Source organism: Mesorhizobium sp. B2-1-1, from assembly GCF_006442975.2.
Classification (GTDB): domain Bacteria; phylum Pseudomonadota; class Alphaproteobacteria; order Rhizobiales; family Rhizobiaceae; genus Mesorhizobium.
This window is the reverse complement of sequence record NZ_CP083954.1, coordinates 1982817-1995494: the sequence shown is the minus strand read 5'-3', so window position 1 is coordinate 1995494 and position 12678 is coordinate 1982817. Positions and strand designations below refer to the sequence as shown.

Here is a 12678-nt window from a genome sequence, read left to right as displayed (position 1 = left end):
CATGGCTGACGCGACGGTCCGCAATTTCACGATAAACTTCGGGCCGCAGCACCCCGCGGCGCATGGCGTCCTGCGGCTGGTGCTCGAACTCGACGGCGAAGTCGTCGAACGCGTCGATCCGCATATCGGGCTGCTGCATCGAGGCACGGAGAAGTTGATCGAGTACAAGAACTACCTACAGGCCCTGCCCTATTTCGACAGGCTTGACTATGTGGCGCCGATGAATCAGGAGCACGCCTTCTGCCTGGCGGCGGAGAAGCTGCTCGGGATCTCGGCTCCACAGCGCGGCCAGCTCATTCGCGTGCTGTATTGCGAGATCGGCCGGCTGCTGTCCCATCTGCTCAATGTCACCACGCAGGCGATGGATATCGGCGCCCTCACGCCGCCGCTCTGGGGTTTCGCCGAACGCGAGAAACTGATGGTGTTTTATGAACGGGCATCGGGCGCCCGCATGCATGCCAACTATTTCAGGATCGGCGGCGTACATCAGGATCTTCCCCCGGACCTGTTGGACGATATCTGGGATTTCTGCGATCCGTTCCTCAAGGTCTGCGACAATCTCGAAGAACTGCTCACCGAAAACCGCATATTCAAGCAGCGCAATGTCGACGTCGGCGTCATCGGTCTCGACGATGCCTGGGCTTGGGGATTTTCGGGCGTAATGGTGCGTGGGTCGGGCGCGGCATGGGATTTGCGCAAGGCGCAGCCTTACGAATGCTACCCGCAGATGGATTTCGATATTCCCATCGGCAAGAACGGCGACTGCTATGACCGCTACCTCGTACGAATGGAGGAGATGCGCCAGTCGGTCCGGATCATAAGGCAATGTCTTGACAAGCTACGGTCGCCGCAAGGCCAAGGACCGGTCGCAATTCCCAACCGGAAGATCACGCCGCCACGCCGCGCGGAGATGAAACGCTCCATGGAAGCGACCATTCACCATTTCAAGCTTTACACGGAAGGCCATCACGTGCCCGAGGGCGAGGTCTATGCCGCCGTCGAGGCGCCGAAAGGCGAGTTCGGCGTCTATCTGGTTTCGGATGGGGGCAATGTTCCTTACCGGTGCAAGATTCGCGCGCCGTCCTTCGCACATCTGCAGGCGATGGACTATCTGTCCCGGGGGCACATGATCGCCGACGTCTCGGCGATCATCGGCTCCCTCGACATCGTCTTTGGAGAGATCGATCGCTGAACCGCCGTCGCCGCCCGCTGGGCGCGGGCAGCGCTCTCGCCCTGTCATCGATGGTCAGTGTGCCGTCTGCGAATGCGCGCCGCCTGGCTGTGAGATGCCGTTCAGCGCTTCGCCGGCTCGTGCGGCCTCGCCATTCTTCGTGAGATCGCCAAGCGAGATGATGCCAACCAGCCGTTTTTCACGGCTGATCACCGGCAGCCGTCTAACCTGAAGGTACCCCATCTGCTGGAGCACGTCTTCGATCTCCTCGTCGTCGTAACAGTACCTGATCTCGGCGCTCATCACTTCGCGTATCCGCGTATCCGGGCCCCTACCCTGGGCGACGCCACGGACGGCGATGTCGCGATCAGTGATCATTCCGACCAGCCGGTCGTCCTCGCCTACGGGCAGAGCGCCGGCATCGAGGCTGGCCATGGCGGCGGCGGCCTCCCGCAGGGTCTGGTCCGGACTGGCGACCTGAACGCCTTGCGTCATGCAGTTGCCAACTTTCATGATGTTCTCCTTTGGTTGAAGCGCCCCTTGCCGTTGCTGTGATGGAAACACGATGGAGGGACAATGGCGCCGGCCCAAGAGGTTCCATTGCCACGGGATCGGGATTCATGCGTCGCACGTTCAGACGACGCGGCTGCCGGCATGCATCGGCGACTCTTCGTTCTCGTCGGGATTGGGCAGAGGCGCCTCGTCCGGGAGTTGTTCCGGATCAGGCTCCTCGATCGGTTCGGGCTTCCAGGTCGGCGCCGGCATCGGCACGTCGCGATTGGGATCTGGTTTTCCTGGGTTTGGCATCGGGATCACCTCCCTTCATTCGGGACGCAACTCCTGGCCGGCGTCATTTGTTCCATGGCCAATTCGCGGTCGCCTCCGGCCTTGCCGCCACGGATCGAGACGGCGCGCTGCCGATCGGATCCGCCGGTCGACTTCAGCCCCGTCTTTCGGAACCGGACGGTTTTCCAATCCGTTGTCTCGACATCGATCGAGGAGAAAGACGATGGCTGGTGACGAGAGAATTTCCGGCAGCAACTTGCCCCAAGTCGCGGTCGACAGTGAACAGGTCCGGCAACTGGTGGCGACAGCCGATCTGCCGTCCAATCAGGCACGCGAGCTCGTGCGCCGTCACGGCAACGATCCGCACAAGCTCGAAGAACTGGCAAAATCGATCAAAGCGGTAAGCTGACCGTCGGGACGGCGCCCCGACTCCGTCAGATTTCAAGCAAGGCATAGGGTCGGCCGGTCGGTTTGGAAACGTGCATGGCGACGTTGTAGACCCTCGCCCCGCCGGGCGTGCGGCCCTCATAGCTTCCCCGATGCGCATGGCCGTGCACGACAGCACTGACCTGGAACCGGTCGATCGTTTCCGCCAGCCGCGACGAGCCCAGAAACGGAAATATCTCCAGGGGTTCGCCGGCGATGGTCTCGACGATCGGAGCGTAGTGCAAAATGACAAGCGTGCGTTTTGCGCGAACCTGGCGCATCGCGTTCTCAAGCCGCATGGCCTCGCTGACGCTCTCGGCGACCATCGACTTGATGGCCGGCTCGCCGAAGGAGCCGAGCATGCGTGAACCGAACCCCCCGACGAACCCTTTCACGCCGACAAAACCGACCTCCTCTATTTCGGTCGTCTGCCCGTCGAGGAGATGGACGCCCGCTTGACGCAGGATTTCCGCGACGTCCTCGACCGCACCGGATTCATAATCATGGTTGCCGAGCACGCCGACCACCGGGATAGAGCAGGCGCGCAGGTCTTCGGCGAGGATCTCGGCTTCGCGGGGCTTGCCCAGATTGGTCAGATCGCCTGGAAGAACGAGGATATCGGCCTCGCGCGACATTTCGCCGAAGAGATCGCGATACGATGTCTGGGCGTCCTCCTTCACATGCAGGTCGCCAACGGCCGCCACCTTGATCGTGGCGGTGCCCTCCATCGCCGGAGCGTCTTCGGTCCGTTCAGCCATCACGAAATTCTCCTGTACCGCCGACGCCGGCGAAGCCCCATTCCTTGACGTCGATTTCGTAATCGGTCTGCGAAAGCAGGCGCCCGCGGCAGATCTTCATTCTGGGGGAAGGCAATTGGCGCTGCTTGGCAAGGCGGTCGAGCAGTTCGTCAAGCAGCCATGTGGGGATGCGGTCGCGCTCGCTCGGATAGATCCATCTGAAACTGAGAATCTGCATCAGCAGCACTTCCCAGTGGACTTCCAGGTAGGAGAGCAGCCTGTGCCAGTCGATCTGGTCCTGCGCCTTGAGGATCGTATGGGCGATGTCCGCCCCGTCATGACGCCCTCGGTCCTGGATGAAGCATTTGGACCATATGAGCTCGGTCGGGCCGACGATCCTCACCCGGCTTCCCAGCAGTTCGGTTTGGCGGGCATGCTCCATCCACTGGTCGCTCACGGGCATCGTTCCATTCGCCGAGGCGAATATGATGTCGAAGAAATGCGTGCCCTTGAAGACCTTCCCAAGCCACCGGTCGTCCTCGATCTCGACCGCGTAGCCGAGCTGCTTGAAATGGGCCAGGATGCGCGAGAAGTCGCCTGCCTTGCAGAAGATATCGAGATCCTTGGTCTGACGGATGACGCCGGTGTAGGCGCTTACCGCATAGGTTCCGGCGACAAGGAAAGGAATGTCGGTGGCGGCGAGTTCGCGAATGGCTTCGGTATAGAACACCTCCGCCTCGGCGTTCTTGAGCGTCGGGGCGGCCTTTGCGTCGATCGCGGGAAGGGATGCCGGAACAGTTCCCGGCAACGGATCGTTGATCATGGCACGCATGGCTCCCACACTTCGGCAACCGATTGATCGCCCGCGTTGTTAACAGCGGGAACCCTGCCTGGTTCCGCCATGGTCGCGTCGCGGCCTGGGGGAAATCGGGCGCGACGGGCAAAATTGCCCGCGGAGTCCTGGGTTTCAATATGATTGCATGGGCCGTTTCCCTGCATGGAACCATCGCCATTGGGCATCGTTAGCCCGAACAGCCGAAGCTGCCTTCGGGCGATCGGGGTGTCTGGTTTCAAGCGCAGACGATATCCAGGATGTATGTTCTTGCCCTAGCGACAGACTATGACGGCACGCTCGCCGAAGACGGGGTCGTCTCCGATGCGACCTATGCTGCGCTCAAACGGCTGAAGCAGACGGGCCGCAAGCTGATCATGGTGACCGGCCGCGAGCTTGCCGATCTCGAGCGGGTCTTTCCGGCACTCGACATCTTCGACAGGGTGGTCGCCGAAAACGGCGCGTTGATCTATACGCCCGCTTCGAAGAAGGAACGGCTTTTGGCGCCGGCGCCTCCGGCTGAATTCGTCGACCGGCTGAAGCGTCGCGGGGTCGCGCCCCTGTCGGTCGGACGCTGCGTCGTGGCCACTTGGGAACCACAGGAAGCCGCCGTGCTGTCGGAGATCAAGGAGCTTGGACTTGAGCTCGAGATCATCTTCAACAAGGGCGCGGTGATGGTGCTGCCAAGCGGGGTCAACAAGGCCACCGGTCTTGCCTGCGCACTCGAGGAATTGGGGTTTTCCGCCCACAACGTCGTCGGCGTCGGCGATGCCGAGAACGACCATGCATTCCTGCGCGCCGTCGGCTTCGGCGTCGCCGTGGCCAACGCATTGCCGACCGTTAAGGAGACGGCGGATTTCGTCACAGCCAGCCCTCGAGGTGCCGGCGTGGTGGAACTGATCGAACAGCTCATATCGCGCGATGCCGGCTTCGTGGAGACGGCTCGCCAACACGTGGAAGTGGGAACCGACATAGCGGGCGCGCAGGTGCACCTTTCACCGCATAGCGGCGGGGTGCTGCTGGCCGGCACGTCCGGGATCGGCAAATCCACGCTTGCCACCGCGTTGACCGAGCGCTTTGTCGAGAAGGGGTTTCAGTTTTGCGTTCTCGACCCCGAAGGCGACTATCAGGAACTCGAGAATGTGGTGGTGGTTGGCGACGCCAAGACCCCGCCGATCTCGCGTGAGGTCTTCGATCTTCTGTCCAAGCCAACCAACAATGTCGCTGTCAACATGCTGGGGCTGAAGACCGCCGAACGGCCCGGCAATTTTGCCAAGCTGCTGCCGGACATGGCCAGCATTCGAGCGCGCACCGGCCGACCGCATTGGCTGATCATCGATGAGGCGCATCATCTTTTGCCTCAGGCCCGGGACGGCGCGTCTTTCGCGCTGCCCAAGAGCCTCCCCGCGACCATCCTGATCACCGTGCACCCCGATCTGGTTTCGCGCGACGTCCTGGCTGGCGTCGAAACCGTTCTGGCGCTTGGACCGGAAGCCGACAAGATCGTCGCAAGCTTCTGTGCCGCCACCGGCATAGACGTTCCCGACGGCGCCGTGCCGCCGCCAAAGGACGAAGTCCTGTTTTGGAACCGATCATCGGGCGAGCCGATCAGGACGGTCAAGGTCGAACGGCCCCGCCAGGTTCGCAAGCGGCACATGCGCAAATATGCCGAGGGCGACCTTGGCGACAACAGCTTCTATTTCCGGGGGCCGGACGGAGCGCTTAACCTGAAAGCGCAGAACCTGATGATGTTCCTTCACATCGCAGAAGGCATCGACGATCGCACCTGGGAACATCACCTGCGCGCCGGCGACTATTCGAAATGGTTCCGCAGCAAGATCAAGGACAAGAACCTCGCCGACGAGGTGGCGGACATAGAAACGGATACCGGCACGGACATGCAGGAGAGCCGCGCGGCCATCGCCGAGGCCATTGGCCGCCGTTACACTGCTCCCGCGGACTGACCTTGAGCCGGGGTAGACACAAGCCCATCCCGATTCCTCGGGATGGACCTTTCTCATGTCATGATACGGAGCGAGCGTCAGCGCGCCTGGCTGAAATGCCCTAGCGGTTTTTGTGGCTCTGTTGGCCCGCTCTTACATGTTGTTCGTGCGAGCCGCCCCGCATGTTGGAGCCGTCGCCCTGTTGCCGCTCATTGTTGCCTGCGGCCTGTTGCTGCTGGCGGTTCTTGTTTTCCGTGTTCTTGTGGCTCTGCTGGCCCGCCTTCACATGTTGCTCGTGGCTACCACCTTGATTGGGCATGGTAATTCTCCTTTCAATCCAACTTCGAGACGACGGTCGTCTCCCCCGGAGAATGCAGATTTCGGCGCCGACGTTCCCTCACGTAATATTTCGTGACATCCTGCCAAAGGGACAAAGGCGGACCGAGCTTGATGCCGACCCGCGGGAGAGCGACATGCCTGAACCAGCGATCATCACCCCGAGGGTGTGACGCGCCACACTGTGTTTCCGACATCGTCCGCGATCAGCAGCGCTCCGGTTTTGTCGATGGCAACGCCGACCGGCCGACCACGCGCCTCCTCCTGGTCGTTGAGGAAACCTGTGACGACGTCTTGAGCCATGCCGCTGGGACGGCCACCGCTGAATGGCACGAAGACGACTTTGTAGCCATTCAGCCCGGGACGGTCCCAGCTGCCGTGCTCGCCGACAAAGGCGCCGCCTCGATACGTCTGCGGCAGGCTGGTTCCGGTGTAGAAGGCCATGCCCAACGGTGCCACATGCGAGCTCAGCGCATAGTCGGGAACGATCGCCTTGGCGACCAGATCGGGGCGCTGCGGCATTACCCGGGGATCGACATGCTGGCCGTAATAGCTGTACGGCCAGCCGTAGAAGCCGCCATCCTTCACCGATGTCATGTAGTCTGGAACCAGATTTGGCCCAAGTTCATCGCGCTCGTTGACGACAGTCCAGAGTGCTCCGGTCTGCGGCTCGAAGCTCAAGCCGTTCGGATTGCGCAATCCGCTGGCAAAAATGCGCGATCGCCCGGTGGCCCTGTCCACCTGCCAGATCGCGGCGCGGTCCTTTTCCGCGCCGATGCCGTTTTCGGTAATGTTGCTGTTCGAACCGACGCCGACATAGAGCAACGAACCGTCCGGGCTGGCGACGAGGCTTTTGGTCCAATGATGATCGATCGGACCGCCCGGCAATTCCGTCAACCTGACACCCGGCGCGGTGATCTTGGTGTCGCCTGGTTTGTAGGGGTAGCGCATGATCGCGTCGGTGTTGGCAACATAGAGGTCGTTTCCCACCAGGGCGACGCCGAAGGGCGAATTCAGGTGATCGAGGAACACATCCCGGACGTCAGGCACGCCGTCGCCATTGCTGTCACGCAGCAAGGTGATGCGGTTGCTCGGTCCCGTATCGCCGCCCGAGGTGACAAGCGATTCGATCAGGCCCATCACGATATCCTTCGGCCGTTTGGCTGGCGGTTCCGGCGGGGCCTTCGATTCGACGACCAGCACATCGCCGTTCGGCAGGATGTAGAGCGAGCGCGGATGCTGAAGCCCGGTCGCCAGCGCATGGATCTGCAGGCCCTGCGCTACCGTCGGCGTTTCGTCCTTCTTCCAACCGACGACGGATGCAAGATGCATCGGCGGGAACAGATATTGCTTTATCTCCGGCAAATTCGGGTTGGGGCCGATCTGAGTGCTTGGGTCGGCGGCGTCGTCGCTGCAGCCCGCGGCGCCGAGCGTGGCAAAGCAAAGGAACGCAAGCCCTGTACCATAAGCGCGTCGCTTGCCGGATCGATCAAACGGTTTCATCGGCCACTCCCACGTGGTGGCGGTAGACAAGGGCCCAGCCCAGCCAGCCGGTAAATATCAGGATGAGTACCACCAGCGCCGACAGGATCAGGCCTGTCGGCAGGACCGAGGTCCAGGCATCACGGGTATGTATGAGCATGTTGAAGAAGGAGAGTATGACCGCCAGCGCATTGCCCAGCATGTGCAGCCACGCAGTTTTATGTGCGCGCACCCGGCGATCGCCCAGGAAGTCGGTGAGGCCGGCAATGGCGGCTAGGACGCCGACGATCACCCCGACCGTCAGCAGCCAGGCGGAGAAATTCGCCCACATCATCTCCGCCGTCCGCCAGTAGTTCAGGTCCGTCAGCAATGCGCCGACGAAGCAGGCGATGGGAATGGGCACGAGCATCGGATGGATGGGATGGCCGGCGATGCTGGCCGTGGAAGCCGGATTCTCCCTTGCCATGAGGAAGTCCTTCCATATCAACTCTTGGCTGGCCCATAAACAATCCCCAAGGCCGGAGGTTCCTGCCTAATGGTCCCGGCGGGTCGCCGCGGACCGAGTTCAGCGGTCAGATCGGCACGGTCGCCAGCACCTGGCGGGCGATGATCAATTCTTCGTTAGTGGCGATTGCGTAAACATCGACCGCGCTGCCCTCGCCGGTGATCCGCCCTTTTCCCGACCGGTTTGCATTCGCGTCGAGCAACACGTCCAGCCATCGCAGGCGCTCGCAAACCGCTTCACGGATCTGCCAGGAATGCTCTCCGATCCCTCCCGTGAACACCAGCGCCTCGATACCCTGGAGCGTGGCTCCCATCGCCGCGATCTCGCGGGCGATCCGAAACGTGAAGAGATCGATCGCCTCTGCCGCGCGAGGATCCTTGCTGCCAAGCAAGGTCCGCACATCTGCCGACACTCCCGAAACGCCGAGCAGGCCGGACTTGTGATAGAGCAAGGCCTCCAACTCTTTCACGGACATGCCGCGCGCCTGCTGAAGGTAGAGAAGCACGCCGGGGTCGATGGCGCCCGGCCGCGTGGCCATCATCAACCCGTCAAGCGCGGTGAACCCCATGGTGGTGTCGAGACTTCTGCCTTCGCGCATGGCGCACAGGCTGCATCCGCTGCCGAGATGCGCGACCACGCAACGCTTGCCCCGGAGTCCGGGCGAAAGCGCCTGCAGCTGGCCTGCGACGAATTCGTAGGAAAGGCCGTGGAAGCCGTAACGGCGGATCCCGCTTTCCTCGAACTCGCGCGGCAGCGCATAGCGGTTGACGGGCGGCTCCAGCGTGCGGTGAAAGGCGGTGTCGAAGCAACCGATCTGGGGTAGGCCGGGCAGCAGTTTGGAGATCGCACGAACCGGCGCCAGGCCGGCCGGCTGGTGGAGCGGTGCCATCGGCGTCAGCGCGTCGAGCGCCTCGACGATCTCGCCGGTCAGCAGGACCGGAGTCGAAAACCGCTTGCCACCATGGACGATGCGATGGCCGACCGCGCTCAGCGGAGCCTGCGCAAGATACGGATCGAGGACATCGAACAAGTCCCGCAGGAGAACCTCTACGGGCGGGCTTGCGGGCTTGACGGCGCGTTTGAAGATGGATTTGCCCGACGCGTCCTTGGCGACGAGGCTTGGCTCGTCATCCAAGTCTTCGCACGCACCGCTCACCGTGAGCACCGGCCCCTCCTGTGATCCGGCTTCGAACAGGCCGAACTTCAGGCTGGACGAGCCTGCATTGAGGGCGAGTATTGCGCTGGTCACGAGCGGCACTCCCCGGCGGGCACAGCCTTAACCATCCGCCGCGCCCGCTTTGTCGCGCCAGGCCCAGTTCCGGATCTCGGGCATGTCCTCGCCATGTTCGCGAACATAGCGCGTGTGCTCGTTCAGGCCGTCGGCAAATCGGGCCCTCGCATCGGCTGCCCTGGCGCTCAGCCCCGGCACCCGGTCGATCGCCTCGATGGCTAGGTGAAAACGGTCCAGTTCGTTGAGCACCGCCATGTCGAAGGGCGTGGTCGTCGTGCCCTCTTCTTTGTAGCCGCGAACGTGGAAGTTGTCGTGATTGGCCCGTTTGTAGGTCAGCCGGTGAATGAGATAGGGATAGCCGTGGTAGGCGAAGACCACCGGTCTGCCGGTCGTGAACAGCCTGTCGAATTCCGCGTCCGCCAGGCCGTGGGGGTGCTGCTCCTTGGGTTGCAGCGCCATCAGGTCCATTACGTTGACGACGCGTATGGCGAGATCCGGTATCGCCTGGCGAAGAAGGTCGACAGCCGCGAGCGTCTCCAGCGTCGGCACGTCTCCCGCGCAGGCCATCACCACGTCGGGATCCTCCCCTCCACGCTCGGTTCCCGCCCAATCCCAGATCCCGATGCCGGCCTCGCAATGACGTATGGCGTCGTCCATCGGCAGCCACTGGGAAGCCGGCTGCTTGCCGGCAACGATCACGTTGACCCGATTGTAGGTTCGCAGGCAGTGATCCGTGACCCAGAGCAGCGTATTGGCATCCGGCGGGAAGTAGATGCGCACGATGTCCGCCTTCTTGTTGGCGACGAGATCGACGAAGCCGGGATCCTGGTGGCTGAAACCATTGTGGTCCTGCCTCCACACATGGGAGGTCAACAGATAGTTGAGCGACGCGATCGGCCGCCGCCAGACAAGTTCACGCGAGACCTTCAGCCATTTGGCGTGCTGGTTGAACATGGAATCGACTATGTGGATGAACGCCTCGTAGCATGAGAAGAGGCCGTGCCGGCCGGTCAGCAGGTATCCTTCCAGCCAGCCTTGGCAAAGATGTTCGCTCAGCACCTCCATGACGCGGCCGTCGCGCGCCAGATGCTCGTCATAAAGCTCGATCTTTTCCATCCAGACGCACTCGGTCGCGTCGAAGACCGCATCCAGCCTGTTGGACGATGTCTCGTCCGGTCCCATGAGCCTGAAATTGCGGGCATCGGCATTCAGCCGTATGACCTCCTCGATGAACGCTCCCATGAGCTTCGTCGCCTCGGCCCTTGCGCCGCCGGGTTTCGGGACCGCGACCCGGAAGTGGCGGAAATCCGGCAATCGCAACTCCTGCTTGAGCATCCCTCCATTGGCATGTGGATTGCTGCCCATGCGCCGCTCGCCGTCCGGCGCCAGGGCCTGTAGCTCGTTTCGAAACCTGCCCGCTTCATCGAAAAGCGTCTCGGGCCGATAGCCGCGCATCCAATTTTCCAGAGCTGCGAGATGGCCTGCATCGTTTCGCGGGTCGGTGATCGGCACCTGGTGCGCGCGCCAGAAACCCTCGACCTTCTTGCCATCCAGCTCCTTCGGGCCGGTCCAGCCCTTCGGGCTTCTCAGCACGATCATCGGCCAGCGGGGCCGATGATCCACTCTGCCGGTCTCGCGCGCTTCCTTCTGGATTTCATCGATCCGATCGAAGACAGTATCGAGCGTTTCGGCCATCAGCCGGTGCATCGCCCGCGGTTCGTCGCCTTCGACGAAAAAAGGTTCATAGCCATATCCAGCCAGCAGGCTCCGCAACTCTTGCACCTCGATCCGGGCGAGCACCGTCGGATTCGCGATCTTGTAGCCGTTGAGATGAAGGATCGGCAGGACAGCGCCGTCATGGACCGGATTGAGGAATTTGTTCGAATGCCAGGAGGCTGCCAGCGCGCCCGTTTCCGCCTCGCCGTCGCCGATCACGCAGGCCACGACGAGGTCCGGGTTGTCAAACGCGGCGCCATAGGCGTGAGCCAGCGCATAGCCGAGTTCGCCGCCCTCATGGATCGACCCCGGCGTTTCCGCGGCGGCATGGCTCGGGATGCCGCCCGGAAAGGAGAATTGGCGAAAGAGCTTGCGCAACCCATCCTCGTCGCGACTGACCTCGGGATAGATTTCGCTGTAGCTCCCTTCGAGATAGGTATTGGCGACCATCCCCGGTCCACCATGGCCTGGGCCGCAAATGTAGATTACGTCGGCATCACGCTGCCTGATGATGCGATTGAGATGGACGTAGATGAAATTCAGCCCAGGCGTGGTCCCCCAGTGGCCAAGCAGGCGAGGTTTGATGTGCTCCGGCCGCAACGGCTCCTTCAGCAGCGGGTTGTCGATCAGATAGATCTGTCCGACCGACAGAAAATTCGCCGCCCGCCAATAACGGTCGATAAGATCGAGCTCTCCTTGTTCAGGCCGGCTACGCATTGCCCGCACGAGTTTCTCCTTGGCAAAGCTGGTTGAAATACGATGCGTCCCGCCCGCATTGAATAATCCGACAGCGAAGTCGAGGTTCCCATGAAATGCGAGCCGCACCACGCGGGCGGCCGGGTAAATCTTGCCTCAGCCGCGGATTTCACCATCTAAGGGCGATGCCATCGCCCGGATCCAGCAATCCCACGGACCCTCGCCAGGACGACCTCTTTGGTGCGCCCGACAGCTTGCCGGAAGGATTTCGTTACCGGCCCGAACTGATCACGCTGGCGCAGGAAGCTGAACTGGTGCGGGAGCTCGAGAGCCTGCCCTTCCAGCCATTCGATTTCCACGGCTATCTCGCCAATAGGCGCGTGGCAGGCTTCGGCCTGCGCTACGACTATGAGCGGCGCCAGGTGATGGAGGCGCCGCCCATACCAGGTTTCTTGCTGCCCTTGAGGGACAAGGTAGCCGGCTTTGCCGGCCTGCCTGCCACCAATTTCGTGCAGGTCCTGATCAACGAATATCGACCGGGCGCCGGCATCGGATGGCATCGCGACAAGCCGCACTTCGGCATTGTCGCCGGAGTGTCGCTGTTGGCTGCGTGCAGTTTCCGCCTGCGCCGCAGGAACGGTGCGAAATGGGACCGCGAAACCGTCACGGTCGAGCCGAGATCCGCATATCTGATGGCGGGCGCCTCGCGGACCGAGTGGGAGCACAGCATACCGCCGGTGAAAGAGCATCGCTATTCGATCACGTTGCGGACGCTCCGGCCGTTGTGATTGTCGGACAGCGACTGCGACAGCCGGTG

At 62.3% G+C, this 12678-nt stretch carries 13 protein-coding genes; 4 read left to right on the top strand and 9 right to left on the bottom strand.

What is annotated here, in order from left to right:
• Position 1: 1 nt before the first annotated feature.
• Positions 2-1192, top strand: a complete 1191-nt coding sequence (locus FJ972_RS09705) for an NADH-quinone oxidoreductase subunit D (protein ID WP_140522258.1) — start codon at positions 2-4, stop codon at positions 1190-1192.
• Between the two features lie 54 nt (positions 1193-1246).
• On the opposite strand, the gene FJ972_RS09700 is transcribed toward FJ972_RS09705, so the two are convergent.
• Positions 1247-1684, bottom strand: coding sequence for a CBS domain-containing protein (locus FJ972_RS09700; RefSeq protein ID WP_140522260.1), 438 nt, complete (start codon positions 1682-1684; stop codon positions 1247-1249).
• Positions 1685-1804: 120 nt separating this feature from the next.
• Positions 1805-1978: a hypothetical protein gene (locus FJ972_RS09695; RefSeq protein WP_140522262.1), complete on the bottom strand. Its 174-nt coding sequence runs from the start codon at positions 1976-1978 to the stop codon at positions 1805-1807.
• A 202-nt stretch (positions 1979-2180) separates the two neighbouring features.
• Here FJ972_RS09695 and FJ972_RS09690 point away from each other — a divergent pair, with 202 nt between their 5' ends.
• Complete coding sequence (locus FJ972_RS09690) at positions 2181-2366, top strand: hypothetical protein (protein WP_140496151.1); 186 nt, start codon at positions 2181-2183, stop codon at positions 2364-2366.
• A gap of 25 nt (positions 2367-2391) precedes the next feature.
• On the opposite strand, the gene FJ972_RS09685 is transcribed toward FJ972_RS09690, so the two are convergent.
• Both FJ972_RS09685 and FJ972_RS09680 read right to left on the bottom strand, forming a co-directional pair.
• Complete coding sequence (locus FJ972_RS09685) at positions 2392-3141, bottom strand: metallophosphoesterase family protein (protein WP_140496152.1); 750 nt, start codon at positions 3139-3141, stop codon at positions 2392-2394.
• Positions 3134-3943 (bottom strand): nucleotidyltransferase family protein, encoded by an 810-nt coding sequence (locus FJ972_RS09680; RefSeq protein ID WP_140496153.1) that lies wholly within the window; start codon positions 3941-3943, stop codon positions 3134-3136. Before FJ972_RS09680 ends, FJ972_RS09685 begins: the two co-directional genes overlap by 8 nt.
• A 269-nt stretch (positions 3944-4212) precedes the next feature.
• On the opposite strand from FJ972_RS09680, the gene FJ972_RS09675 reads away from it, so the two are divergent.
• Positions 4213-5916: an HAD family hydrolase gene (locus tag FJ972_RS09675; protein ID WP_140522264.1), complete on the top strand. Its 1704-nt coding sequence runs from the start codon at positions 4213-4215 to the stop codon at positions 5914-5916.
• Between the two features lie 100 nt (positions 5917-6016).
• Here FJ972_RS09675 and FJ972_RS09670 read toward each other — a convergent pair whose 3' ends face one another.
• The 5 genes from FJ972_RS09670 to FJ972_RS09650 form a co-directional block, all read right to left on the bottom strand.
• Positions 6017-6214 (bottom strand): hypothetical protein, encoded by a 198-nt coding sequence (locus FJ972_RS09670; RefSeq protein ID WP_140496155.1) that lies wholly within the window; start codon positions 6212-6214, stop codon positions 6017-6019.
• Positions 6215-6387: 173 nt separating this feature from the next.
• On the bottom strand, positions 6388-7734 hold the full coding sequence (locus FJ972_RS09665) for a PQQ-dependent sugar dehydrogenase (protein ID WP_140522266.1): 1347 nt from the start codon (positions 7732-7734) through the stop codon (positions 6388-6390).
• Complete coding sequence (locus FJ972_RS09660; RefSeq protein ID WP_140522267.1) at positions 7721-8179, bottom strand: DUF2231 domain-containing protein; 459 nt, start codon at positions 8177-8179, stop codon at positions 7721-7723. The genes FJ972_RS09665 and FJ972_RS09660 overlap by 14 nt, the downstream gene beginning before the upstream one ends.
• Before the next feature lie 106 nt (positions 8180-8285).
• Complete coding sequence (locus FJ972_RS09655; RefSeq protein ID WP_319023026.1) at positions 8286-9476, bottom strand: acetate/propionate family kinase; 1191 nt, start codon at positions 9474-9476, stop codon at positions 8286-8288.
• Between the two features lie 18 nt (positions 9477-9494).
• A complete protein-coding gene (locus FJ972_RS09650) occupies positions 9495-11882 on the bottom strand; it encodes a phosphoketolase (protein WP_140522702.1) in 2388 nt (795 codons plus the stop codon).
• Between the two features lie 164 nt (positions 11883-12046).
• Here FJ972_RS09650 and FJ972_RS09645 point away from each other — a divergent pair, with 164 nt between their 5' ends.
• Positions 12047-12649 (top strand): alpha-ketoglutarate-dependent dioxygenase AlkB, encoded by a 603-nt coding sequence (locus FJ972_RS09645; protein WP_140522269.1) that lies wholly within the window; start codon positions 12047-12049, stop codon positions 12647-12649.
• Positions 12650-12678: the final 29 nt, after the last annotated feature.

Excerpts from the sequence above, each read along its gene's own strand:
- FJ972_RS09705 (WP_140522258.1), top strand. The coding sequence starts at position 2 with ATGGCTGACGCGACGGTCCGCAATTTCACGATAAACTTCGGGCCGCAG.
- FJ972_RS09700 (WP_140522260.1), bottom strand. The coding sequence starts at position 1,684 with ATGAAAGTTGGCAACTGCATGACGCAAGGCGTTCAGGTCGCCAGTCCG.
- FJ972_RS09695 (WP_140522262.1), bottom strand. The coding sequence starts at position 1,978 with ATGCCAAACCCAGGAAAACCAGATCCCAATCGCGACGTGCCGATGCCG.
- FJ972_RS09690 (WP_140496151.1), top strand. The coding sequence starts at position 2,181 with ATGGCTGGTGACGAGAGAATTTCCGGCAGCAACTTGCCCCAAGTCGCG.
- FJ972_RS09685 (WP_140496152.1), bottom strand. The coding sequence starts at position 3,141 with ATGGCTGAACGGACCGAAGACGCTCCGGCGATGGAGGGCACCGCCACG.
- FJ972_RS09680 (WP_140496153.1), bottom strand. The coding sequence starts at position 3,943 with ATGATCAACGATCCGTTGCCGGGAACTGTTCCGGCATCCCTTCCCGCG.
- FJ972_RS09675 (WP_140522264.1), top strand. The coding sequence starts at position 4,213 with ATGTATGTTCTTGCCCTAGCGACAGACTATGACGGCACGCTCGCCGAA.
- FJ972_RS09670 (WP_140496155.1), bottom strand. The coding sequence starts at position 6,214 with ATGCCCAATCAAGGTGGTAGCCACGAGCAACATGTGAAGGCGGGCCAG.
- FJ972_RS09665 (WP_140522266.1), bottom strand. The coding sequence starts at position 7,734 with ATGAAACCGTTTGATCGATCCGGCAAGCGACGCGCTTATGGTACAGGG.
- FJ972_RS09660 (WP_140522267.1), bottom strand. The coding sequence starts at position 8,179 with ATGGCAAGGGAGAATCCGGCTTCCACGGCCAGCATCGCCGGCCATCCC.
- FJ972_RS09650 (WP_140522702.1), bottom strand. The coding sequence starts at position 11,882 with ATGCGTAGCCGGCCTGAACAAGGAGAGCTCGATCTTATCGACCGTTAT.
- FJ972_RS09645 (WP_140522269.1), top strand. The coding sequence starts at position 12,047 with ATGCCATCGCCCGGATCCAGCAATCCCACGGACCCTCGCCAGGACGAC.